This window comes from Pseudomonas sp. 15C, from assembly GCF_055484735.1.
In genome coordinates this window covers 37304-58506 of sequence record NZ_JBUDGD010000013.1, presented here as the reverse complement: position 1 = coordinate 58506, position 21203 = coordinate 37304, and the positions used below count along the sequence as shown (strand labels likewise).

Sequence of the window (21203 nt, the reverse complement as noted above, 5' to 3'; positions counted from 1 at the left end):
GTCGAAGGCGTTGAATATAAGGGCGTGGAAAACTCGCAGAGGTATACATATATATGGCGCGAATGTGCTTGGGTTTCCATTTGTTAACAGGGTACTCGCCGTTCAAGCGCAGCCTTCTTCGCCGTCAGCGAGCGGGTGAGGGTACGCGCGCCGCTTTTTCCGACAAAAATACTGGGACTTTGTCCCGCGCGCCGATTGGCGTAAACTGCGCCCAAGCCTGCGAGGAGTTTCCATGACCGCTATTACCATTACCGACGCCGCCCACGACTACCTGGCTGATCTGCTGTCCAAGCAGAACACCCCGGGCATCGGCATCCGCGTCTTCATCACCCAGCCTGGCACCCAGTACGCCGAGACCTGCATTGCCTACTGCAAGCCGGGCGAAGAAAAACCTGAAGATACGGCGCTGGGGCTGAAAAGCTTCACCGCGTATATCGATTCGTTCAGCGAAGCGTTTCTCGACGACGCCGTGGTCGACTACGCCACCGACCGCATGGGCGGCCAGCTGACCATCAAGGCGCCAAACGCCAAAGTACCGATGGTCAACGCCGACAGCCCGGTCAACGAGCGCATCAATTACTACCTGCAAACCGAAATCAACCCGGGGCTGGCCAGCCACGGCGGTCAGGTCAGCCTGATCGATGTGGTGGAAGACGGCATTGCGGTGTTGCAGTTCGGTGGCGGTTGCCAGGGCTGCGGCCAGGCCGACGTGACCTTGAAGGAAGGCATCGAGCGCACGCTGCTCGAGCGCATCCCTGAGCTCAAGGGCGTGCGCGACGTGACCGACCACACGCAGAAAGAAAACGCCTACTACTAAGGCGTTCGCTGCGAATATGAAAAACGGCGCCCCGTGAGCGCCGTTTTTTTATGCCCCCGCTTTACCCAGGGTGGGAGCGAGCCTGCTCGCGAAGAGGCCATCAAGGGCGATAAAGATGCGCATGCCCCGCCCGATACAACGACGACTCGCTGAACACCTCACTCCCCAGCACCCGCCCGACCAGAATCAATGCCGTACGCCGAAAGCCTTTCGCTGCAACCTTGTCCGCAATGTCCGCAAGCGTGCCCACCACCCAATCCTGATCCGGCCACGTCGCCCGGTGAATCACCGCAATCGGACAATCCGCACCGTAATGCGGCAACAACTCCACAAGAATCTTCTCCAGATGATTGACCCCCAGGTGAATCGCCATGGTTGCACCATGTCGGGCCAGATTGCCCAGTTCTTCGCCCGCCGGCATCGCAGTCTTGTCGGCATAGCGAGTCAGAATCACGCTTTGCGACACATCCGGCAGGGTGAGTTCGGCTCCGAGCAGCGCCGCACAGGCGGCGGTGGCCGTCACGCCCGGAATGATCTCGAACGGGATACCAAGCTCACGCAGATAACGAATCTGCTCACCGATCGCGCCGTACAGGCTCGGATCACCGGAATGTACCCGTGCGACGTCATGGCCGTCGGCATGCGCGGTCTTGATCAGCTCGATGATCTGCTCAAGGTGCAGCTCGGCACTGTTGACCACGGTTTGCGCCTGGTGCCCCTCGAGCACTGCGGCGGGTACCAGTGAACCGGCATAGATGATCACCGGACAGTGGCGGATCAACCGTTGGCCTTTGACAGTGATCAATTCCGGGTCGCCGGGGCCGGCGCCGATGAAATAAACGGTCATCGTTGGATCCTTGGAGAAGAGGCGCGACAACGCTTCAGATGAAGATTGTTCATGATGGATGGCGGCGATTATCAGGATTTACGCGGCGCCGGCCAACGCCAGAGTGGCTTGAGCGTATTTTTGTCGGCTGATCAGCAGCTTTGCCGGCGCCTGCAGGAGTTGTTCGGCAAGCGCCAGCGCTGCGCTTTCCGCCACGCCGTAGCAGCCGGTGCGTTCGTAAGCGATTTGCGACTGGTGGCTGAGCATTGACTGGTAACCGGCCAATTCCTCGCTGCTGAAGTACAGCAGGGGCAAGGCCAGTTGTACGGCCAGTTCTTGCAGGCCCGGTTCGTCGCGCTTCAAATCGATGCTGGCCAGGGCCTTGATTGACTTGAGCTCGATGCGGTGCGCCTGCAAGGCCTGGTCGAGCAACGCGCGCAGCGTGCTGGTCGGACAGCCGCGTTGGCAGCCGAGGCCGACCACCAGCGTGGACGCCGCGCGGTCATCGCTCATGCGTGGTAGTGACCGTCGCTGTTGCGGCGGAACAACCAGGCGCTGATCAGGCCCAGGGCCAGCCAGAACGCCACGTTGGTCAACTGCGAAGCGATCTTGAACTGGCTTTCCAGCGCCTCGGGCGCGAGCATTGAATGCACCAGCGGCTGCGGCGCGCCGATCACATGCGGCACGGCGAGAATCGCTACACCGAGCAGCTTCATCAGCCAGTGCCGGCTGAAGGCGATCAGCGACAGGCCGACGGCGGTCGAGGCCGCAGTGCCGATCCACCACATCTGCCGCGACGCCAGATCAGCCGCAGCGGTGCCCGGCAATTCCGGCGGCAGGCCCAGCGTTGGCGCCAGCACGAACGTCGCGTAACCGGCCAGACCCCAGAGCAAGCCTTGCGCGGTGGAGCGCGGCGCTCTCAATGTATACAGGCCGGCAAGCATCAGGGCGAAACCGACCGCCACCACCAGATTGCCACCGGTGGTCGAAACCACGCGCTGCCAGCCGTTTTCCGGCTCCCAGGCTTCGCCGTCATGGCTGTGCGCCGCGGTGCCGGCCGCGTGTTCGTGGACTGCGGCGACCGGCTCGGATTTTTCATAGGTTTCCGCCTGAAGAATCAGCGGCGAGACCCAGAAGCTTTGCAGCAGCGTGAGGAGCAGGGCGGCCAGCAGGCCAGTGAAACCTGCGGTTTGCGCAATTCGCTTGATCATGTCGAGAGGTCTCAGTGGCACGGAAACGCAGCGCTGTGGCGGGTGTCGTGGGCCGCGTTGTGCACCGCTTCGATATGCGAGAAACCGGCGAAATACACCAGGCCCGCGCCGAGAATCGAGGCGAAGGCGGCGGCAATCAGGCGTTGGCTCAGGGTGGTGGTGCTGGCGATTTTATCCGTGTTGCTGCCGGTGCTGCTGATGATCGACATGGCGCTTCCCTATAGTGTAAGGGGCAGTCGAACGCATGCGGACCCTGCGTGACGGACACGCAGAGGTACGAACAGCGCCCGCCCACCGCGGGTTTGTTATGTCCAGTGACGCCGATAGCGCACTGTGTGTTGCGGGCCGGTCTCCGGGCTCGCGAGGGGTTGGCGCCTGGCCGACCTGCAAGCGTCACCTTCCCATGCCGGGTTGGCACAGTGGTTTTGACGCTTCGCTCGCTTACCGTTGCGGGGGCAGCACCGGACTGACATGGCTCTGAGTAAAGCACATGATTCACCGGTTTCCCGTTTCACCCTGTGAAGGGCACCCGTAACAAGGCGTACAGGAGAGCATGCGGGTGGGTTTGAGTCAATTTCGGGCAGTAGTGAATATCCACGAAACCAAAGCATTGACCCATCATCAACCCATGCGTAGCCTTGCGCCTTCGAGGTTCTTCGGCATCTGTCGAAGCTAAGAAGGGAACGCGGTCAAAGCCGCGGCTGCCCCCGCAACTGTGAACGGTGATGTTCGCTGCAACGCCACTGCCAGCTCGGTCCACGAGCCCGCGGGAAGGCGCAGCGAATGCCAGGCCCGGCGCCTGAACACTGTCAGCCAGGAGACCTGCCTCGTCACAGATTCTCACTTTCAACCGGGCGGGGTGATCCGGTGGCGAATACTTCCGGCGCGCCTGCGCGTGGCCGGTCCTCGTCCCGTATGCCCGCCGCTTGCCAAAGGGCATACCGATGAAAACACTGGCCAAACTCCCCGTCACCATCGTCACCGGTTTCCTCGGTTCGGGCAAAACCACCTTGCTGCGGCACATGCTCGACAATGCTCAGGGCCGGCGCATTGCGGTGATCGTCAACGAGTTTGGCGAGCTGGGCATCGACGGCGAAATCCTCAAGCAGTGCACCATCGGCTGCACCGAAGAAGAAGCCAGCGGCCGCGTTTACGAACTGGCCAACGGCTGCCTGTGCTGCACCGTGCAGGAAGAATTCTTCCCGGTGATGCGCGAACTGGTCGCGCGTCGCGGCGATCTCGATCACATCCTCATCGAAACCTCGGGCCTGGCCTTGCCCAAGCCGTTGGTGCAAGCCTTCCAGTGGCCGGAAATCCGCAGCGCCTGCACCGTTGATGCGGTGATCACTGTGGTCGACAGCCCGGCCGTGGCCGCCGGCACCTTTGCCGCGTTCCCGGATCAGGTCGATGCCCAGCGCAAGCTTGACCCGAACCTCGATCACGAGTCACCGCTGCACGAACTGTTCGCCGACCAACTGGCCAGCGCCGATCTGGTGATCCTCAATAAAGCCGACCAGACCAGTCCAGAAGATCTGGCGCGCGTGCGCGCTGAAGTCGCCGAAGAGTTGCCACCTGCGGTAAAAATCATTGAAGCGAGCAACGGCCGTCTGCCGCTGGACGTGCTGATCGGCCTCGGTGCCGGTTCCGAAGAACACATCGACAGCCGTCACAGTCACCACGACCATCACCACGACGGTGATGACGATCACGATGACCACGATCACGACGCCTTCGACTCGATCTCCATCGAACTGCCGCAAGCCGACGAAAGCCTGCTGCTCGACGCGCTGACGCAACTGGTGGTGCAACACGGCATCCTGCGCGTGAAAGGCTTCGCCGCGATTCCGAACAAGCCGATGCGCTTGCTGATTCAAGGCGTAGGTACGCGCTTCGACAAGCATTTTGACCGTCAGTGGGGCGCCGACGAAGCGCGCGTAACGCGTCTGGTGTTGATCGGCCAGGAATTGGATGCAGCGCAGCTCGAAGCGCAACTGCGCGCCGCGCTCAGCGTTTAAGTCATGCACCTGCTCAGGACCCAGCCCGGCGGTTTCGTCTCGGATGACAACATTGCCGACCTTGGCCAGACGCCCGCCGAGTTGGTGATCCTGTGCAGCGGCGATTCCAGCCTTGCGCTGCTCGCCGAAGCGGCGCAGCAGTTGCCGCAGGACTACCCGAGCCTGCGCCTGGCCAACCCGATGCAGGTGCAGAATCACGCCTCGGTCGATCTGTACGTCGATGAAGTGTTGCGCCACGCCAAGCTGATTCTGATTTCGCTGCATGGCGGCATCGCCTATTGGCGGTATGGCGTCGAGCGCCTGGTGGAATTGTCCGAGCGCGGCGTGCAAGTGATTCTGGTGCCGGGCGACGATCGCCCCGACCCGGAACTCAGCGACTTGAGCACCGTCAGCGCGGTGGACCGTGACCGTCTCTGGCAGTTCTTGCGTCAGGGTGGACTGGGCAACGCGCTGGATTTTTTCCGCTGCCTGGGCAATCGCTGGTTCGCCCGCGATTACCCGTGGGGCGAGCCGCAAACCTTGCCGCGTACAGCGATTTACCACCCGACCAAAACTACTGCTGCCCTGAGTGACTGGCAAGCTGAATGGCTGCCCGCACAACCGGTCGCGGCGCTGCTGTTTTACCGCTCGCACCTGCAAGCAGCCAACACTGGGTTCATCGATGTGTTTTGCCAGCGCATGCAAGCTGCGGGGCTCAATCCTTTGCCCATCGCCGTGGCCAGCCTGAAAGAACCCGGCTGCCTGACGGTGGTCGAGGATTGGCTGGACGAAGTCGAGGCCGGGGTGATCCTCAATACCACCGGTTTTGCCCAGTCCAGTCCCGAAGCGCCGCACCTGCGACCGTTTCGCCGCAATATCCCGGTGATCCAGGCGATCTGCGCCCAGGACAACGAGCCCGGCTGGCGCGACAGCGAGCAAGGCCTGGGCCCGCGCGATCTGGCCATGCACATAGCCTTGCCGGAACTTGACGGGCGCATCATCAGTCGGCCGATCAGCTTCAAGGATCTGGCCTGGCGCAGCGAGCGCAGCCAATCGGATGTGGTGTGCTATCGCGCGCAACCCGAGCGCATGGATTTTGTTGCTGAACTGGCGCGGCGCTGGACTGCTCTGGCGCGGGTACCGAACAGCGAAAAGCGCATCGCGCTGATTCTCGCCAACTACCCGACCCGCGACGGGCGCATCGGCAACGGTGTCGGCCTCGACACGCCAGCGGCAGCGCTGAATATCCTGCGTGCGTTGCAGGCTGAGGGCTATCCGGTTTCGGCCGATTTGCCAGGCAGCGGCAGCGAGTTGATCCAGCAATTGCTCGGCGGCGTCAGCAATGACCTCGACACGATTGACCTGCGCCCATGCCAGCAAAGCCTGGCGATGGACGCTTATATGGCGATGTTCGATGCATTGCCTGAATCCAACCGCGCCGCTGTGATCGCCCGTTGGGGCGCGCCGCACAACGACCCGATGTGCCGCGACGGACGCATGATGATCGCCGGGCTGCGTTTCGGTCTGACCTTCGTCGGCATTCAGCCAGCGCGTGGTTATCAGGTCGACCCGAGTGCGGTTTATCACGACCCGGACCTGGTCCCGCCGCACGCTTATCTGGCGTTCTATTTCTGGCTGCGCAACACCTATGGCGCGCACGGGGTGATCCATGTCGGCAAGCACGGCAACCTTGAATGGCTGCCGGGCAAAGGTGTCGGCCTCTCGGAAAACTGCTGGCCGGACGCGCTGCTCGGGCCGCTGCCGAATATCTATCCGTTCATTGTCAATGACCCGGGCGAGGGCGCCCAGGCCAAACGGCGTACGCAAGCGGTAATCATCGACCACCTGATGCCGCCGCTGACCCGCGCGGAAACCTACGGGCCGTTGCGCAATCTCGAACTGCTCGCCGACGAGTATTACGAAGCGCAGTTGCTCGACCCGCGCCGCGCCCGGGAATTGCAACGCGACATTCTGCAACTGGTGCGCGATACGCAGATCGACCGCGAGCTGCAACTCGACGCCGCGCTGGACAGTGACGCCGACGCGGCGATCTGGTTGCCGCGTCTGGATACGTATCTGTGTGATTTGAAGGAGTCGCAGATTCGCGATGGCCTGCATATCTTCGGCGAGTCGCCGAGCGGGCGTTTGCGCATCGATACCTTGCTGGCCTTGCTGCGGATTCCGCGCGGGGATGGCAAGGGCGCGCAATCAAGCCTGCTGCGCGCGGTGGCAAAAGCGTTTGAACTAGGTTTCGATCCACTGGATTGCGCTCTGGCCGAGCCGTGGGAGGGACCGCGTCCAAGCGAACTGCAAACCGTCACCGACGAAGTCTGGCGCACCGCCGGCGACACCCGCGAACGCCTCGAATTGTTCGCCACCGAGCTGATCTCCGAATCCCTGCATATCCCTTGTAGGCCTTCGCCTGCTCGCGATAGCAGTGGATCAGCCAACATCAAATCAACTGACACACCGCCATCGCGAGCAGGCTCACTCCTACAGGAATCGGGGTGGGCTGAAGTCGGGTTAATCATTGATAATTTGCGCGAAGTCATCGCACCACGCCTCGACGCCTGCGGCCCGGCAGAAATGCGCGGTCTGCTCGACGCCCTCAGTGGCCGTTTCGTCCCCGCCGGCCCGAGCGGCGCGCCCAGTCGCGGGCGCCTCGACGTGCTGCCGACCGGGCGCAATTTCTATTCGGTGGATGTGCGCAACCTGCCGACCACCACCGCGTGGCGTATCGGTTTTCAGTCAGCGACGCTGATTCTCGAACGGCATCTGCAGGATCACGGCGACCATTTGCGTCAGCTCGGCCTGTCGGTCTGGGGCACCGCAACCATGCGCACCGGCGGTGACGACATTGCCCAGGCCATGGCGCTGATGGGCGTACGGCCGGTGTGGGCCACCGGTAGTCAGCGTGTCGATGATTTCGAGATTCTGCCGCTGAGCCTGCTCGACCGCCCGCGCGTCGATGTGACGTTGCGCGTTTCGGGATTTTTCCGCGATGCGTTTGCCAACCTGATTCGCTTGTTCGACGCTGCGGTGCAAGCGGTCGCGGCGCTGGACGAGCCGGACGACCTCAATCCGCTGGCGGCCAAAGTGCGCGCCGAGCGCGAGACGCTGCGTCAGTCCGGCGTCGACGAGGACACCGCGCGGCGCCAGGCCGGCTGGCGTATCTTCGGCGCCAAACCCGGTGCTTACGGCGCTGGCGTGCAGGGCGCTGTCGACGGTCGCCTGTGGCAGAGCCGCGAAGACCTCGCCGAGGTTTATCTGAACTGGGGCGCTTACGCGTATGGCGGCGCCGACGAGGGGACCGCTGCACGCGAGCAGTTCGTCCAACGTCTGAGTCAGGTGCAGGCGGTGCTGCAGAATCAGGACAATCGCGAGCATGACTTGCTCGATTCCAACGATTACTACCAGTTCCAGGGCGGCATGCTCGCCGCCGTGGAAAGCCTGCGCGGCGAAGCGGCGGCGAGTTATCACGGCGATCATAGCCAACCTGATTTGCCGAAAATCCGCACCCTGAAAGAAGAGCTGAACCGGGTAATTCGCTCACGCGCAGCAAACCCGAAGTGGATCGACGGGGTCAAGCGTCACGGCTATAAAGGCGCGTTCGAGATGGCCGCGACGGTCGATAACCTGTTTGCCTTCGACGCGACCACGCAGTTGATCGACGATCATCAATATGCGTTGCTGGCCGACGCCTATTTGCTGGACCCGCAGACCCGGGAGTTTGTCCGCGAGCACAATCCGCATGCCTTGCGAGACATGACCGAACGCATGCTCGAAGCGCAGCAGCGCGGCATGTGGCAGGAGCCGGGGGCTTATAAGGAAGCGCTGGAGAATTTACTGCTGGATATCGAGGAAGATGGGTAGCGCCTGCAAAAGCCAACCCTCACCCCAGCCCTCTCCCGGAGGGAGAGGGGGCCGATCTGTGTTGTATTCGAAACCTATGTTCAACTCGAACTATCAGATCAATGCAATTCGTGAGATCACCTCGATCAGTCCCCTCTCCCTCCGGGAGAGGGCTAGGGTGAGGGCCTTTTACCTGACACCCCGCAACATTGAAGAACATCCGAATCAGTTCCCTCTCCCTCCGGGAGAGGGCTAGGGTGAGGGCCTTTTACCTGACACCCCGCAACATTGGAGAACACCCGAATCAGTTCCCTCTCCCTCCGGGAGAGGGCTAGGGTGAGGGGCTTTACCTGACACACCAGAACATTCAAGACCACCAACGACCACGCCAGAGAACCCACACATGACCGACACCCCACATTTCCCCCTCTCCGCCGTGGTCGGCGCCGATGATCTCAAGCTCGCCCTGTGCCTCACCGCCATCGATCCGAAAATCGGCGGCGTGCTGATCGAAGGTCCGCGCGGCATGGCCAAATCGACCCTGGCCCGCGGCCTTGCGGACCTGCTCGCCAGCGGCCAGTTCGTCACCTTGCCGCTGGGCGCGACCGAAGAACGTCTGGTCGGCACCCTCGATCTCGACGCCGCCCTGAGCGACGGTCGCGCGCAGTTTTCCCCCGGCGTGCTGGCCAAGGCTGACGGCGGCGTGCTCTACGTCGATGAAGTCAATCTGTTGCCTGATCACCTGGTCGATCTGCTGCTCGACGTCGCCGCCAGCGGCACCAACCTGATCGAACGTGACGGGATTTCCCATCGTCATTCGGCGAAATTTGTCCTGATCGGCACGATGAACCCGGAAGAAGGCGAGTTGCGCCCGCAGCTGCTCGACCGATTCGGTCTGAACGTCGCGCTCAGCGGCCATACGCAACCGACCGAGCGCGGCCAGATCATTCGTCGGCGGCTGGATTTCGACAGCGATCCGCAGGCCTTTTGTGCGCAATGGGCCATCGCGCAACAAAGCCTGCGTGAGCGCTGTGAGCGTGCGCGCATCGCATTGACCGGCATCGAACTGGACGATGCCGCGCTGGCGCAGATAACCGAACGCTGTTTCGCCGCTGGCGTGGATGGCTTGCGCGCCGATCTGGTATGGCTGCGCGCAGCCCGCGCGCACGCGGCATGGCGTGGGGCGGCAGTGATTGGCGAGGAAGATATTGACGCCGTGGCCGAGTTTGCCCTGCGCCATCGTCGTCGCGAACCCTCGGTGCCGCCGAGCCCGCAACAGCAGCAACAGCCACAACAACCGCCACAGGCGCCCAATCAGGCGCAAAGCACCGTGAGCGAAGGGCAGGGCCAGTGGGGCGATATGCCGGCACCGGCGCTCGCCACCGGCACTCGACGAGAAGTACCCGCCTGGCCAAAAAAGCCCTAGGCATTCGCCCCCGATCCGACGCGGGGGCGAATGCCAGACCCCGCGCCGGACGGCTCGACAACGGACGCCAAGGCAAGCGCCACAGCGCCAGGAATGGCTCGGTGAACTGGCCGGGCACGTTGATAAACGGGCGGCCACGACTGCGTGAAGACCTGCTGTTTCAGCTGCGCACCCGCTCGCCGCATGAGTTGTGGCTGGTGATTGTCGATGCCTCCGCTTCGACCCGACGCCATCAGGCGCTGAGCGATGCCAAAGGTCTGCTCGCACAAGTGTTCGACGATGCCTACCGCCAACGCGCGCGGCTCGCTTTGTTGACCGCCAGTGGTTCGACGCCGAAATGGCAAGTGCAGGGACTCAAAGCGTCCAGCGGTCTGCAAGCGTGGCTGCAAGCGTTGGGGGCGGGTGGTGGCACGCCGTTGCTCGCGGCGTTGCAGCAGGCGCAGCAATGGCTGGGGCAACGGCGCAAGCGCTTCCCCGCCGAACAGCAGCGATTGCTCGTGGTGACCGACGGGCGTTTGAAGCAATGTTCCGGGCTGCCGATGCTGGATTGCCCGGGATTGCTGATTGATATCGAGCGTGGACCGATTCGCCTGGGACGTGCGCAGGTGCTTGCCGAAGCGCTGGGGGCCGACTATCGGCACATCGATGATCTTGCTGTGCATTGACGATCGCGTTTCAAGAGTGCTCGCGAACGGAACTGCCGTCAGGCCCATTCGTACAGATCTTGAAACGATTTGCCACTGGGGAAAATGTGTCTTGAGGCGGTACGCTCCAAGGCCATTTTTCCTTCAGGATTTGCATGAACACCCTCTCGGAGCCCCCCAGTTATCCCGTCTCCTGGCGCCACGGCGCGGTCTTGATGCTCGCGCAGCATCCGGTTTTTCGACTTCCGACTATCTTTGCCAATGCGGCTCTTGAGCCTTCGCGTTGCGCTTTGTCGTGTCCGGCAGCCTGAATTCACTGAGAGAGATCGAGACGTTTTATGGAATGGTTAGCGGATCCCACAGCCTGGTTGGGCTTGTTGACATTGATCGTGCTGGAACTGGTGCTGGGTATCGACAACCTGGTGTTCATTGCGATTCTCGCGGACAAACTGCCGCCGCATCAGCGCGACCGCGCGCGAATCATCGGCCTGTCGCTGGCGCTGATCATGCGTCTGGGCTTGCTGGCGAGCATTTCCTGGCTGGTCACGCTGACACAGCCGCTGTTCGAAGTGTTCGGCAAAAGCTTCTCCGGGCGTGATCTGATCATGCTGTTTGGCGGCGTGTTCCTGCTGTTCAAGGCGACGATGGAGTTGCATGAGCGGCTGGAAGGTCATGTCGGTGAACGCACCACCAACGCGGCGTACGCGCTGTTCTGGCCGATCGTTGCGCAGATCGTGGTGCTGGACGCGGTGTTCTCGCTCGATGCGGTGATTACGGCGGTGGGCATGGTCGATGAACTGGCGGTGATGATGATCGCTGTGATCATTTCCATCGGCCTGATGATCGTCGCCAGCAAGCCGTTGACCCGCTTCGTCAATGCGCACCCGACGGTGATCATGCTGTGCCTGGGCTTTTTGATGATGATCGGTTTCGCCCTGACCGCCGAAGGTCTGGGTTTTCATATTCCGAAGGGTTACCTGTATGCGGCCATCGGTTTCTCGATCCTGATCGAGGTGTTCAACCAGATTGCCCGGGCGCGCCGCAAACGCTCGATGCAGGGCGTGCGCCCGTTGCGCGAGCGCACGGCCCACGCGGTGATGCGCTTGCTCGGCGGTCGCACCCTGGCCGCGGAAGAGGTCGGAGAAGAAATCTCTGACCTGCTCGACAACGGTGACGCGCCGAGTTCAGAGCTGTTCGACCGTCGCGAGCGGGTGATGATCAGCGGCGTGCTGCAACTGGCCGAGCGACCCATTCGCCAGTTGATGACGGTGCGTGCCGACGTCGACGCCATTGATTTGGCCGATGACGCGGAGACGATTCGCACGAAGTTGATGCATTCGTCCTACTCTCGCCTGCCGTTGATACGCAACGGCGCGGTGGATGAGCCGTTGGGCTTTGTCCACAAAAAGGAACTGCTCAAGGACTATCTGGCCGGCGCCGAGCCAAACCTTGAGCAACTGGCCCGCCAGACCGTCAACCTGCTTGACAGCTATTCGATCCTCAACGCGCTGGAACAGATGCGCGCGGCCTCGACGCACATTGCGTTTGTGGTCAACGAGTTCGGTGATTTTGTCGGTGTGCTGACCATGACCGACATTCTCGAATCGATTGCCGGCGAGTTGCCCGACGCCAGCGAAATCGAAGGCCCGGACGTGCTGGAGGAGCAGGGCGGCTATCTGGTCAGCGGCGCTTTGCCACTGGCTCGAGTGCGCCAACGAACCGGGTTCGCCGCCGAGCCGACCGAGGATTACCAAACCATGGCTGGCCTGGTGATGAGTTTGCTGGATCGCTTGCCGATGAAGGGCGACCGGCTGGCATACGAAGGCTGGCAATTGACGGTGAAAGCAGTGGAAGAACGACGGGTCACGCGAGTGTTGCTGGAGCGCGCTGCGGCATGATTGTGATGGTCATTGCCTGACCCTCCGCCATTGCCAGCAGGCTGGCTCCCACAGGTTTTGTGTTTGCTTCAGATCGAATGCCTTACGCATCCCTGTGGGAGCTGGCTTGCCAGCGATGGCGATCAGTCAAGCGACGCAGCTTCATGAATCAAAGGTGTATCGGTCCTTGCCGGTGTGTTTGGACTCATACAACGCCGCATCCGCCTTGATCAACGCCTGATTCAACGTGTCGCCATCCTCGACCCGGGTAATGCCGACGCTGATGGTGACCGGGTGCTCTGCAGGCTGTTCACGAACCAAACGGCACAGCTCGGTGGCCAGCCCGGCAGCGTCTTCGCGGCGCACGGCCGGCAGATAGATCGCAAACTCTTCACCGCCCAGGCGCGCATAGTCGAATTCAGCCATCACGGTTTTGATATCGGCAGCGACGCGTTTGAGCACTTCGTCACCGATGTCATGGCCGTAGGTGTCGTTGACCTTCTTGAAATTGTCGATGTCGATCATCATCAGAAAGTGATCGTATTCGCGCGGGATTGCTTGCAGACGCTGCTGCGCGTGCGTCATGAACGCACGACGGTTGGGAATTTGCGTCAGTGGATCGTTGTACGCCTGATCCAGCAGCAATCTGGACATGATGTAGTTGCTGAACCGCGCCTCGCGAAACTTCAAAAACGCGTACAGGGTCAGCGCGCAGAGGAACACGCTGTAACAGGCGGTCAGTACGCCGCGCAGTTCGCTCAGTTCGGTGCTGGTACCGAGGAACGGGTTGAGCACCAGCCAGATAACCACCTGCACGGCAAAAAACGCCCAGCGCCGCAACGGCAACACCGAAACGCTGTACAGCAGGCTCGCAGCGGCGAGCATCAGCCACGAGCTGTGCACCGCAGGCGGCAGGCCATCGACGATCATTCGCACGCCGACCGTCAGGCCCAGGACCAACAACACGGTGAGCACATCGAAATGCGCGGCTTTGCGAGTAAACCCGAGCACCAGCGTCAACACACCGAAGACGCCAAGAAAGACCATCGAGCGCCAGGTGAAGCCTTGTCCGCCCATGAAACTGACGATCAGGTCGAACAACAGCCACATGAAAATGCTGACCACGTAAATCAGCAGGCTGAAGGTTTTCAGCCGCTCGAATTCGCGCTGAAGAAACTCGCTTCTCAACGGCGCCGACGCGCTTTCCTTCAATGCCTGCGCTTCTATGCTCTCGAACATGCTCGCCCTGCTGCTTGTTTTGATGGCAGCGGCCACGCGCCTGAAGGGCTGTAGCGCTGCGTATTCGCTCAAGAGCAAAGCAGCCGGATGCACAGTTGTCCAATTCCTGTCTGTGTGAGCATTTTTCAGTGACGCTCAGCGCGAATGAGCTGCCAGCTTATCCGCGTACACGGTGGCTGGCACGACCGACCATGCATAACGACCGCAGCGCTCGACGCAACCAGACCAGGTCATGCTCGGACTTGCGCCCCGGTGCGGCAGGCGCTTTGGTCTTGCCAACGTACCGTGCGAAATCTTCTGCAAGCGTCTCTTCAGTGCCGATGCCCTTGAGCTTTTTCTGCAATTTGCCGTTGCGATAGAACAGCACTGTCGGCGTGCCGGTGACCAACGGATGGCGCGGCGACTGGCTGGTGTCGAGCATGTAAACGTTGGCACGGTGGCGGTAGGGTTCGGCTGTCTGACGAAAAACAGGACCGGCCCATTCGCACGCGGGGCAGTGCTCGTTGGCAAAATACAGGATGACCGGGCGCCAGGTTTTCAGGGCTTTGCGATAAACCGGTGCCAGCGTTGCCGCAGGGGTGGATGCGCTCATTGAAGGCTCCTTTTCAACGACGGTGAGGTCTGGCGACGTTAAAGGAGGGTATGTGAGGACGTCTACTGTCAGAAATTACAGGTGCTGGCCTGAAGTCTCGGATTTATCCCACGAAAATGGTAGAGCGCACTGACATCCAAGGCAGAAATGATGAATGAAATGACGTGTTAGGCTCGATGCATCAAGTCAACCGCTTCTCGGGGTGCTATTTCTGGTACTTCTTAAAGTACGCCGAGGAGCATCTTGATGGCACATATCGTCCTCTCCAACGTTGTAGCGAGTATTTCTGAATTGAAAAAAGATCCGATGGGAACGGTAGCAGCAGGTGACGGGCATTCGGTCGCAATCCTTAACCGAAATCAGCCAGCGTTTTATTGCATTCCTGCCAAAGAGTATGAGGCGATGATGACGCGTCTGGATGATCTGGAGCTGATTGCGCTGTGCAAGGATCGGGAAAACGACCCAACGATCAGGGTCTCCATAGATGACTTATGAGCTGGAGTTTTCGGAAATAGCCTGGAAGGAGTGAATGAAGCTTGGCTCAGTTGTGAAGGAGAAGTTCAAGAACAAGCTCGCGGAAAGACTGTTGAATCCACACATTCCCTCGGCTCGTCTGAAAGGCTTGGGCAATGCATACAAAATCAAACTTCAAAGCGCCGGCTATCGGCTGGTATATAGAGTGAGCGACGAGGTGCTGATTGTCACAGTGATCGCCATCGGCAAAAGAGCCGGGGGCGATGTATATGAGGCTGCCGCTAAACGCTGATTGCAATTCTGGCTCTTCGTTAGATGCACCGTATTCGCCCAACCCCACCCCATTTGGGAACCTGATACCCGCCTGCAGTAGCGTTCGGTAGCGCAACCGCTCCCTTCAGCTCGCCACCCTCAAGCAATATTGTTATTGCATCCCCTTGATTCTAAAAACCTTTAAACCCCACGCAGATTTCTGACCAAGGCTGTGGCACACTTTCTGCTGTCTATTCCGTAGTAACAAACCGTGTTCCGGTATAGCGGAATAAACACCATTCTGGAGTGCTTGCCATGCATCGCCGTCCTTCGTTGTTCAAAGCGTGTGTTTTCGTTCTTGCAGCTTCATCAACCGTGATGGGCTTGGCCCAGGCTGCCGAGAGCAAGCTCGACAGTGTGCTGGCTCGCGGCAAATTGATTGTCGGCACGGGCAGCACCAATGCGCCTTGGCACTTTCAAGGCGCGGACGGCAAGTTGCAGGGTTTCGATATCGACATCGCCAGGATGGTGGCCAAAGGTCTGTTCAACGACCCGAGCAAGGTCGAGTTTGTCGTGCAGTCGTCCGATGCACGGATCCCCAACCTGCTCACCGACAAGGTCGACATGAGCTGTCAGTTCATCACCGTCACTGCCAGCCGCGCGCAGCAAGTGTCGTTCACCCTGCCGTATTACCGCGAAGGGGTTGGTCTGTTGTTGCCGAACAACAGCAAGTACAAGGAAATCGAAGACCTGCAAGCGGCGGGCGACGACGTCACCGTTGCTGTGCTGCAAAACGTCTACGCCGAGGAACTGGTGCATCAGGCATTGCCCAAGGCCAAGGTCGATCAGTACGACAGCGTCGATCTGATGTATCAGGCAGTGAACTCCGGCCGCGCCGACGCGGCTGCCACCGACCAGTCTTCGGTCAAATACCTGATGGTGCAGAACCCTGGCCGCTATCGCAGCCCGGCTTACGCCTGGAGCCCGCAGACCTACGCCTGCGCCGTCAAGCGCGGCGATCAGGACTGGTTGAACTTCGTCAACACCGCTTTGCATGAAGCCATGACCGGGGTTGAATTCCCGACCTACGCCGCGTCGTTCAAGCAGTGGTTCGGTGTAGATCTGCCGTCGCCGGCCATCGGTTTCCCTGTCGAATTCAAATGATCCCGTGAGAGCGGGGCGATCGCTATCGCCTCGCTCAAGGTACTGCTGACCATGAACTATCAGTTGAACTTTGCCGCCGTGTGGCGCGATTTCGACACCTTGCTGGCGGGGCTCGGTCTGGGCCTGCAACTGGCGCTGGTGTCGATCGCCATCGGCTGCGTGATCGGCCTGCTGATGGCGTTTGCCTTGCTGTCGAAGCATCGCGCCTTGCGGGTGCTGGCCTCGGTGTACGTCACGGTGGTACGCAATACGCCGATTCTGGTGTTGATCCTGTTGATCTACTTTGCCTTGCCGAGCCTCGGCATCCGGCTGGACAAGATTCCTTCGTTCATCATCACGCTGTCGCTGTATGCCGGCGCGTATCTGACCGAAGTTTTCCGCGGTGGCTTGCTGAGCATTCCCAAAGGCCAGCGCGAAGCCGGGCTGGCGATCGGGCTGGGCGAGTGGCAGGTCAAGGCCTACGTCACCGTGCCGGTGATGCTGCGCAACGTCTTGCCGGCGCTGTCGAATAACTTCATTTCACTGTTCAAGGACACTTCGCTGGCGGCTGCGATTGCGGTGCCGGAGCTGACTTATTACGCGCGCAAGATCAACGTCGAAAGCTACCGGGTGATCGAAACCTGGCTGGTGACCACGGCGTTGTATGTCGCGGCCTGTTACCTCATCGCCATGCTGCTGCGGTACCTGGAGCAGCGTCTGGCGATCCGCCGATAGGAGCTTGCGATGTACGAATCACCTGATTGGCTGCATGAATTGTGGGTTGCCCGAGAGCCGCTTTTCCAAGGTTTTCTGACCAGTGTGCAAGTGTCGGCGCTGGCGATTGTGCTCGGCACCTTGCTCGGCGTTGTCGCCGGATTGGTGCTGACTTACGGGCGCTTGTGGATGCGTGCGCCATTTCGTTTTTACGTCGATCTGATTCGCGGCACACCTGTGTTTGTATTGGTATTGGCTTGCTTCTACATGGCGCCGGCGCTGGGTTGGCAGATCAGTGCCTTTCAGGCCGGCGCCTTGGGCCTGACGCTGTTTTGCGGCTCGCACGTCGCCGAGATTGTCCGCGGCGCGCTGCAAGCGTTGCCACGCGGGCAGATGGAAGCGGGCAAAGCCATCGGTCTGACGTTTTACCAATCCCTCGGTTACGTGCTGTTGCCTCAGGCATTGCGGCAGATTTTGCCAACCTGGGTCAACTCGTCCACGGAAATCGTCAAGGCTTCAACCTTGCTCTCGGTAATCGGCGTGGCTGAATTGCTGCTCAGCACGCAGCAGGTCATCGCCCGGAACTTCATGACCCTGGAGTTCTATCTGTTCGCCGGTTTTCTGTTCTTCGTCATCAACTTCGGCATCGAATTACTCGGCCGGCACATTGAAAAGCGGGTGGCCCTGCCATGACTCAAGCTCAAGTTTCCCCACAGAATCAGGCGCTGCTGGACATTCGCGGCCTGCACAAACAGTACGGCGCGGTCGAAGTGCTCAAAGGTGTCGACCTGAGCATGCAGCGCGGCAACGTGGTAACGCTGATCGGTTCCAGTGGTTCGGGCAAGACCACGTTGCTGCGCTGCGTGAACATGCTCGAGGAATTTCAGGGTGGGCAGATTCTGCTCGACGGTGAATCCATCGGCTATGACGAGGTCAACGGCAAGCGCGTACGTCACGCGGAAAAAGTCATCGCCCGGCATCGCGCGATGACCGGCATGGCGTTCCAGCAATTCAATCTGTTCCCGCATCTGACCGCGTTGCAGAACGTCACTCTGGGCTTGCTCAAGGTGAAAAAGATGCACAAAGACGAAGCCGTGGTGCTCGCCGAGAAATGGCTGGAGCGCGTCGGCCTGCTGGAGCGGCGCAATCACTTTCCCGGCCAGTTGTCCGGCGGTCAGCAACAGCGCGTGGCGATTGCCCGGGCGATTGCGATGAACCCGAGCCTGATGCTTTTCGACGAGGTCACCTCGGCCCTGGACCCCGAATTGGTCGGCGAAGTGCTCAACGTGATCAAGGGCTTGGCCGAGGACGGCATGACCATGTTGCTGGTGACCCACGAGATGCGGTTTGCCTTCGAGGTGTCGGACAAGATCGTTTTCATGAATCAGGGGCGAATCGAAGAGCAGGGGCCTCCCAAGGAACTGTTCGAGCGCCCGCAATCACCGCGTCTGGCCGAGTTTCTGAAAAACACGCGGTTCTAATTTTTGTTTTGTAATCAGGAGAAACACCCATGAGCATTACTCGTTATGGCACCGGCAGCACTGCCGCCGGCGGTCAGCCACGTCCCTTCGCGCGCGCAGTCGAAGCGGATGGCTGGCTGCACGTCTCCGGCCAGGTGCCAGCGGTGGAGGGCGAGATCATTGTTGGTGGCATCGTCGAACAGACTCACCAGACCATGAAAAACCTGATCGCGATTCTCGAAGAGGCGGGTTATGGCCTGGAGGATGTGGTGCGGGTCGGTGTGTGGCTGGACGATCCGCGCGATTTCAGCAGCTTCAACAAGGTCTTCGGCGAATATTTCAAACCCGAACACGCCCCGGCGCGGGCTTGTGTGCAGGCGAGCATGATGGTCGATTGCAAGGTTGAGATTGATTGCATCGCGTACAGGAAGAAGGCCTGAGTAATGGCTTCCCCTCACCCTAGCCCTCTCCCGGAGGGAGAGGGGACTGATCGCTGTCGATGCAGGTTTTGTCGGCTCACCACAACATGTGCATCGATACGATCAGGCGCCCTCTCCCTCCGGGAGAGGGCGGGGGGTGAGGGCAGCAATGCCGCTGACACGACACCAAGGGCCAGTTACCATCCGGCGACTTTGAATGGGAACCACTGATATGACCGAAGACACCATCAAGCGCCGGGCTCGCGGTCTGGACCGGGCGTTCGATATTCTCGATTTCCTCAAGGAAGTCGGCCAGCCGCTGCGCCCGAACGACATTGCCAACGGCATCGGCAGCCCGAAATCAACGGTCTACGAGCTGGTTGCCTCGTTACTCGAACGGCGCATCCTGGAACCGGTGGGCAAGGACGGTCATGTCTATCTTGGCCGCCAGCTGTATTTTCTCGGCCAGGCGCACCTGCGCCATTTCGACCTCAGTCGCGAAGCCGATCACGCCTTGCAGGAAATCGTCCGCCAGACCCGCGAAACCGCACAGATGTGCCTGCTCAACGGGCGCAAATACACGGTGGCGCTGATGAAGGAAGGCGAGCGGCATTTCCGCATTTCCTCCGACATCGGCGAGAACGCGCCGATCCCGTGGACAGCCTCGGGGCGTCTGCTGCTGGCGCACCTGAGCGACCAGCAGATCATCGATCTGATCGACGAAGACGACTACATCCTGCCCGACGGCGAACGTCTGCCGCTGGAGCGCTTTCTGGCGGAAATTCGTCAGGCCGGCATCGACGGTTTCTTCTCCTTCGACAGTGTTGCCGACACCTTCACCCATTGCTTCGCCGCGCCGGTCAAAAACCCGCAAGGCGTAGCGATTTGTACCTTGTGCATCGTCGCGCCACGGGCCGACGCGAAAACCCATTACGACGACTATCGCCGGGTACTGATCGAGAGCGCCAACAGTCTCGCCCGGCGTATCAACGAATAAACGCGGCTGCCTGCGGCCGTGACAACGAGGAGTTCGACATGACGACTGCCAACAATCGTGCTGTGCAAAAGGGCGACGCGGCCATCGGCGCGCAACTGGTGCGCGACGTCAGCCTGCCCGCGCTGGTGCTGCACCGCCAGGCACTGGAGCACAACATTCGCTGGATGCAGAAGTTCGTCAGCGACAGCGGCGCCGAACTGGCGCCCCACGGCAAGACCAGCATGACCCCGGCGCTGTTCAAGCGTCAGCTCGATGCCGGTGCGTGGGGCATCACCCTCGCCAGCGCGACCCAGACCCGCGCCGCCTATGCCCATGGCGTGCGCCGGGTGTTGATGGCCAACCAACTGGTCGGTACTCCGAACATGGCGCTGATCGCTGACTTGCTCGCCGATCCAGCATTCGAATTCCACTGCATGGTCGATCACCCGGATAACGTCGCTGACCTTGGCGCGTACTTTGCCTCGCGCGGGCTCAAGCTCAACGTGATGATCGAATACGGCGTAGTCGGCGGACGCTGCGGTTGCCGCAGCGAGCAGGAAGTCATCGAACTGGCCAAGGCGATCAACGCGCAACCGGCGCTGGCCCTGACCGGTATCGAAGGTTACGAAGGGGTGATCCATGGCGACCACGCAGTCAGCGGCATCCGCGAGTTCGCCGCCTCGTTGGTACGCCTGGCCGTACAGTTGCAGGACAGCGGCGGTTTTGCCGTTGCCAGGCCGATCATCACTGCGTCCGGCTCGGCGTGGTACGACTTGATTGCCGAATCGTTCGAGACGCAAAACGCTGCTGGGCGCTTTCTCAGCGTGCTGCGCCCGGGCAGTTACGTCGCTCACGATCACGGCATCTACAAGGACGCGCAGTGCTGCGTCCTCGACCGGCGCAGCGATCTGCACGAAGGCTTGCGCCCGGCGCTGGAAGTCTGGGCGCACGTTCAGTCATTGCCGGAACCGGGTTTTGCGGTGATCGCACTGGGCAAGCGTGATGTGGCCTTCGACGCCGGATTGCCAGTGCCATTGCTGCGCTACAAGGCCGGTGCCGTGCCCGCCTCAGGCGATGACGTGACTGCCTGCAAAGTGACCGCGGTGATGGATCAGCACGCCTTCATGACGGTGGCGCCGGGTGTTGAATTGCGCGTGGGCGATATCATTTCCTTTGGCACGTCGCATCCGTGCCTGACGTTCGACAAGTGGCGGGTGGGGTTGCTGGTGGATGAGCAGTTGACGGTGATCGAGAGCATGGAGACGTGTTTCTAAGGTCCAGACCGCA

21 protein-coding genes and 2 riboswitches are annotated in these 21203 nt (G+C 60.8%); of the genes, 15 read left to right on the top strand and 6 right to left on the bottom strand.

Annotated features, from left to right (window positions below; genetic code table 11):
- The first annotated feature begins 232 nt into the window (after positions 1-232).
- Positions 233-817 carry a Fe-S biogenesis protein NfuA gene (gene nfuA / locus ACYYKW_RS09805; protein WP_003225494.1) on the top strand — a complete coding sequence of 195 codons (585 nt, stop codon included), beginning with the start codon at positions 233-235 and terminating at the stop codon, positions 815-817.
- A gap of 100 nt (positions 818-917) precedes the next feature.
- Here nfuA and cobM read toward each other — a convergent pair whose 3' ends face one another.
- From cobM to ACYYKW_RS09785, 4 genes are all read right to left on the bottom strand, one after another.
- Positions 918-1664 carry a precorrin-4 C(11)-methyltransferase gene (gene cobM / locus ACYYKW_RS09800; RefSeq protein WP_464990006.1) on the bottom strand — a complete coding sequence of 249 codons (747 nt, stop codon included), beginning with the start codon at positions 1662-1664 and terminating at the stop codon, positions 918-920.
- A gap of 78 nt (positions 1665-1742) precedes the next feature.
- Positions 1743-2156 carry a cobalamin biosynthesis protein gene (locus ACYYKW_RS09795; RefSeq protein ID WP_039758622.1) on the bottom strand — a complete coding sequence of 138 codons (414 nt, stop codon included), beginning with the start codon at positions 2154-2156 and terminating at the stop codon, positions 1743-1745.
- Positions 2153-2854 carry a CbtA family protein gene (locus tag ACYYKW_RS09790; protein ID WP_464990005.1) on the bottom strand — a complete coding sequence of 234 codons (702 nt, stop codon included), beginning with the start codon at positions 2852-2854 and terminating at the stop codon, positions 2153-2155. The genes ACYYKW_RS09795 and ACYYKW_RS09790 overlap by 4 nt, the downstream gene beginning before the upstream one ends.
- 11 nt (positions 2855-2865) lie before the next feature.
- Positions 2866-3063, bottom strand: coding sequence for a CbtB domain-containing protein (locus tag ACYYKW_RS09785; RefSeq protein ID WP_093101841.1), 198 nt, complete (start codon positions 3061-3063; stop codon positions 2866-2868).
- 117 nt (positions 3064-3180) lie between these two features.
- A riboswitch (cobalamin riboswitch) is annotated at positions 3181-3402 on the bottom strand.
- A gap of 84 nt (positions 3403-3486) precedes the next feature.
- Positions 3487-3698: riboswitch (cobalamin riboswitch) on the top strand.
- Positions 3699-3798: 100 nt separating this feature from the next.
- Here ACYYKW_RS09785 and cobW point away from each other — a divergent pair.
- From cobW to ACYYKW_RS09760, 5 genes are all read left to right on the top strand, one after another.
- Positions 3799-4869, top strand: coding sequence for a cobalamin biosynthesis protein CobW (gene cobW / locus ACYYKW_RS09780; protein WP_041478704.1), 1071 nt, complete (start codon positions 3799-3801; stop codon positions 4867-4869).
- A gap of 3 nt (positions 4870-4872) precedes the next feature.
- The gene (gene cobN / locus ACYYKW_RS09775) at positions 4873-8721 is read left to right on the top strand and encodes a cobaltochelatase subunit CobN (RefSeq protein WP_464990004.1); all 3849 of its coding nucleotides are present in this window, start codon (positions 4873-4875) and stop codon (positions 8719-8721) included.
- Between the two features lie 382 nt (positions 8722-9103).
- Positions 9104-10126, top strand: a complete 1023-nt coding sequence (locus ACYYKW_RS09770) for an ATP-binding protein (RefSeq protein ID WP_336354791.1) — start codon at positions 9104-9106, stop codon at positions 10124-10126.
- A complete protein-coding gene (locus tag ACYYKW_RS09765) occupies positions 10051-10791 on the top strand; it encodes a vWA domain-containing protein (protein ID WP_464990003.1) in 741 nt (246 codons plus the stop codon). The genes ACYYKW_RS09770 and ACYYKW_RS09765 overlap by 76 nt, the downstream gene beginning before the upstream one ends.
- 317 nt (positions 10792-11108) lie before the next feature.
- Positions 11109-12668, top strand: a complete 1560-nt coding sequence (locus ACYYKW_RS09760) for a TerC family protein (protein WP_090283228.1) — start codon at positions 11109-11111, stop codon at positions 12666-12668.
- 141 nt (positions 12669-12809) lie between these two features.
- Here ACYYKW_RS09760 and ACYYKW_RS09755 read toward each other — a convergent pair whose 3' ends face one another.
- On the bottom strand, positions 12810-13886 hold the full coding sequence (locus ACYYKW_RS09755) for a GGDEF domain-containing protein (protein WP_464990002.1): 1077 nt from the start codon (positions 13884-13886) through the stop codon (positions 12810-12812).
- A 157-nt stretch (positions 13887-14043) separates the two neighbouring features.
- Positions 14044-14478: a thioredoxin family protein gene (locus ACYYKW_RS09750; protein ID WP_464990001.1), complete on the bottom strand. Its 435-nt coding sequence runs from the start codon at positions 14476-14478 to the stop codon at positions 14044-14046.
- Between the two features lie 246 nt (positions 14479-14724).
- On the opposite strand from ACYYKW_RS09750, the gene ACYYKW_RS09745 reads away from it, so the two are divergent.
- The 9 genes from ACYYKW_RS09745 (at position 14725) to ACYYKW_RS09705 (ending at position 21190) form a co-directional block, all read left to right on the top strand.
- Positions 14725-14973 (top strand): type II toxin-antitoxin system Phd/YefM family antitoxin, encoded by a 249-nt coding sequence (locus ACYYKW_RS09745; protein ID WP_464990000.1) that lies wholly within the window; start codon positions 14725-14727, stop codon positions 14971-14973.
- Positions 14974-15007: 34 nt separating this feature from the next.
- Positions 15008-15244: a type II toxin-antitoxin system RelE family toxin gene (locus ACYYKW_RS09740; protein ID WP_231990162.1), complete on the top strand. Its 237-nt coding sequence runs from the start codon at positions 15008-15010 to the stop codon at positions 15242-15244.
- 275 nt (positions 15245-15519) lie between these two features.
- Positions 15520-16368 (top strand): transporter substrate-binding domain-containing protein, encoded by an 849-nt coding sequence (locus ACYYKW_RS09735; RefSeq protein ID WP_464989999.1) that lies wholly within the window; start codon positions 15520-15522, stop codon positions 16366-16368.
- A gap of 51 nt (positions 16369-16419) precedes the next feature.
- On the top strand, positions 16420-17082 hold the full coding sequence (locus ACYYKW_RS09730) for an amino acid ABC transporter permease (protein WP_024012746.1): 663 nt from the start codon (positions 16420-16422) through the stop codon (positions 17080-17082).
- A 9-nt stretch (positions 17083-17091) separates the two neighbouring features.
- Positions 17092-17754: an amino acid ABC transporter permease gene (locus ACYYKW_RS09725; RefSeq protein ID WP_093101832.1), complete on the top strand. Its 663-nt coding sequence runs from the start codon at positions 17092-17094 to the stop codon at positions 17752-17754.
- The gene (locus ACYYKW_RS09720) at positions 17751-18542 is read left to right on the top strand and encodes an amino acid ABC transporter ATP-binding protein (RefSeq protein ID WP_090283234.1); all 792 of its coding nucleotides are present in this window, start codon (positions 17751-17753) and stop codon (positions 18540-18542) included. Before ACYYKW_RS09725 ends, ACYYKW_RS09720 begins: the two co-directional genes overlap by 4 nt.
- Before the next feature lie 29 nt (positions 18543-18571).
- Positions 18572-18961 carry a RidA family protein gene (locus tag ACYYKW_RS09715; protein ID WP_090283235.1) on the top strand — a complete coding sequence of 130 codons (390 nt, stop codon included), beginning with the start codon at positions 18572-18574 and terminating at the stop codon, positions 18959-18961.
- A gap of 211 nt (positions 18962-19172) precedes the next feature.
- Positions 19173-19937, top strand: a complete 765-nt coding sequence (locus ACYYKW_RS09710; RefSeq protein ID WP_464990022.1) for an IclR family transcriptional regulator — start codon at positions 19173-19175, stop codon at positions 19935-19937.
- A gap of 38 nt (positions 19938-19975) precedes the next feature.
- Entirely contained in the window at positions 19976-21190 is a 1215-nt protein-coding gene (locus ACYYKW_RS09705) for an amino acid deaminase (RefSeq protein WP_336354795.1), read from the top strand.
- Positions 21191-21203: the final 13 nt, after the last annotated feature.

Bases quoted from the DNA above. Each gene is read 5' to 3' on its own strand.
- nfuA (WP_003225494.1), top strand. From the start codon at position 233: ATGACCGCTATTACCATTACCGACGCCGCCCACGACTACCTGGCTGAT.
- cobM (WP_464990006.1), bottom strand. From the start codon at position 1,664: ATGACCGTTTATTTCATCGGCGCCGGCCCCGGCGACCCGGAATTGATC.
- ACYYKW_RS09795 (WP_039758622.1), bottom strand. From the start codon at position 2,156: ATGAGCGATGACCGCGCGGCGTCCACGCTGGTGGTCGGCCTCGGCTGC.
- ACYYKW_RS09790 (WP_464990005.1), bottom strand. From the start codon at position 2,854: ATGATCAAGCGAATTGCGCAAACCGCAGGTTTCACTGGCCTGCTGGCC.
- ACYYKW_RS09785 (WP_093101841.1), bottom strand. From the start codon at position 3,063: ATGTCGATCATCAGCAGCACCGGCAGCAACACGGATAAAATCGCCAGC.
- cobW (WP_041478704.1), top strand. From the start codon at position 3,799: ATGAAAACACTGGCCAAACTCCCCGTCACCATCGTCACCGGTTTCCTC.
- cobN (WP_464990004.1), top strand. From the start codon at position 4,873: ATGCACCTGCTCAGGACCCAGCCCGGCGGTTTCGTCTCGGATGACAAC.
- ACYYKW_RS09770 (WP_336354791.1), top strand. From the start codon at position 9,104: ATGACCGACACCCCACATTTCCCCCTCTCCGCCGTGGTCGGCGCCGAT.
- ACYYKW_RS09760 (WP_090283228.1), top strand. From the start codon at position 11,109: ATGGAATGGTTAGCGGATCCCACAGCCTGGTTGGGCTTGTTGACATTG.
- ACYYKW_RS09755 (WP_464990002.1), bottom strand. From the start codon at position 13,886: ATGTTCGAGAGCATAGAAGCGCAGGCATTGAAGGAAAGCGCGTCGGCG.
- ACYYKW_RS09750 (WP_464990001.1), bottom strand. From the start codon at position 14,478: ATGAGCGCATCCACCCCTGCGGCAACGCTGGCACCGGTTTATCGCAAA.
- ACYYKW_RS09745 (WP_464990000.1), top strand. From the start codon at position 14,725: ATGGCACATATCGTCCTCTCCAACGTTGTAGCGAGTATTTCTGAATTG.
- ACYYKW_RS09740 (WP_231990162.1), top strand. From the start codon at position 15,008: ATGAAGCTTGGCTCAGTTGTGAAGGAGAAGTTCAAGAACAAGCTCGCG.
- ACYYKW_RS09735 (WP_464989999.1), top strand. From the start codon at position 15,520: ATGCATCGCCGTCCTTCGTTGTTCAAAGCGTGTGTTTTCGTTCTTGCA.
- ACYYKW_RS09730 (WP_024012746.1), top strand. From the start codon at position 16,420: ATGAACTATCAGTTGAACTTTGCCGCCGTGTGGCGCGATTTCGACACC.
- ACYYKW_RS09725 (WP_093101832.1), top strand. From the start codon at position 17,092: ATGTACGAATCACCTGATTGGCTGCATGAATTGTGGGTTGCCCGAGAG.
- ACYYKW_RS09720 (WP_090283234.1), top strand. From the start codon at position 17,751: ATGACTCAAGCTCAAGTTTCCCCACAGAATCAGGCGCTGCTGGACATT.
- ACYYKW_RS09715 (WP_090283235.1), top strand. From the start codon at position 18,572: ATGAGCATTACTCGTTATGGCACCGGCAGCACTGCCGCCGGCGGTCAG.
- ACYYKW_RS09710 (WP_464990022.1), top strand. From the start codon at position 19,173: ATGACCGAAGACACCATCAAGCGCCGGGCTCGCGGTCTGGACCGGGCG.
- ACYYKW_RS09705 (WP_336354795.1), top strand. From the start codon at position 19,976: ATGACGACTGCCAACAATCGTGCTGTGCAAAAGGGCGACGCGGCCATC.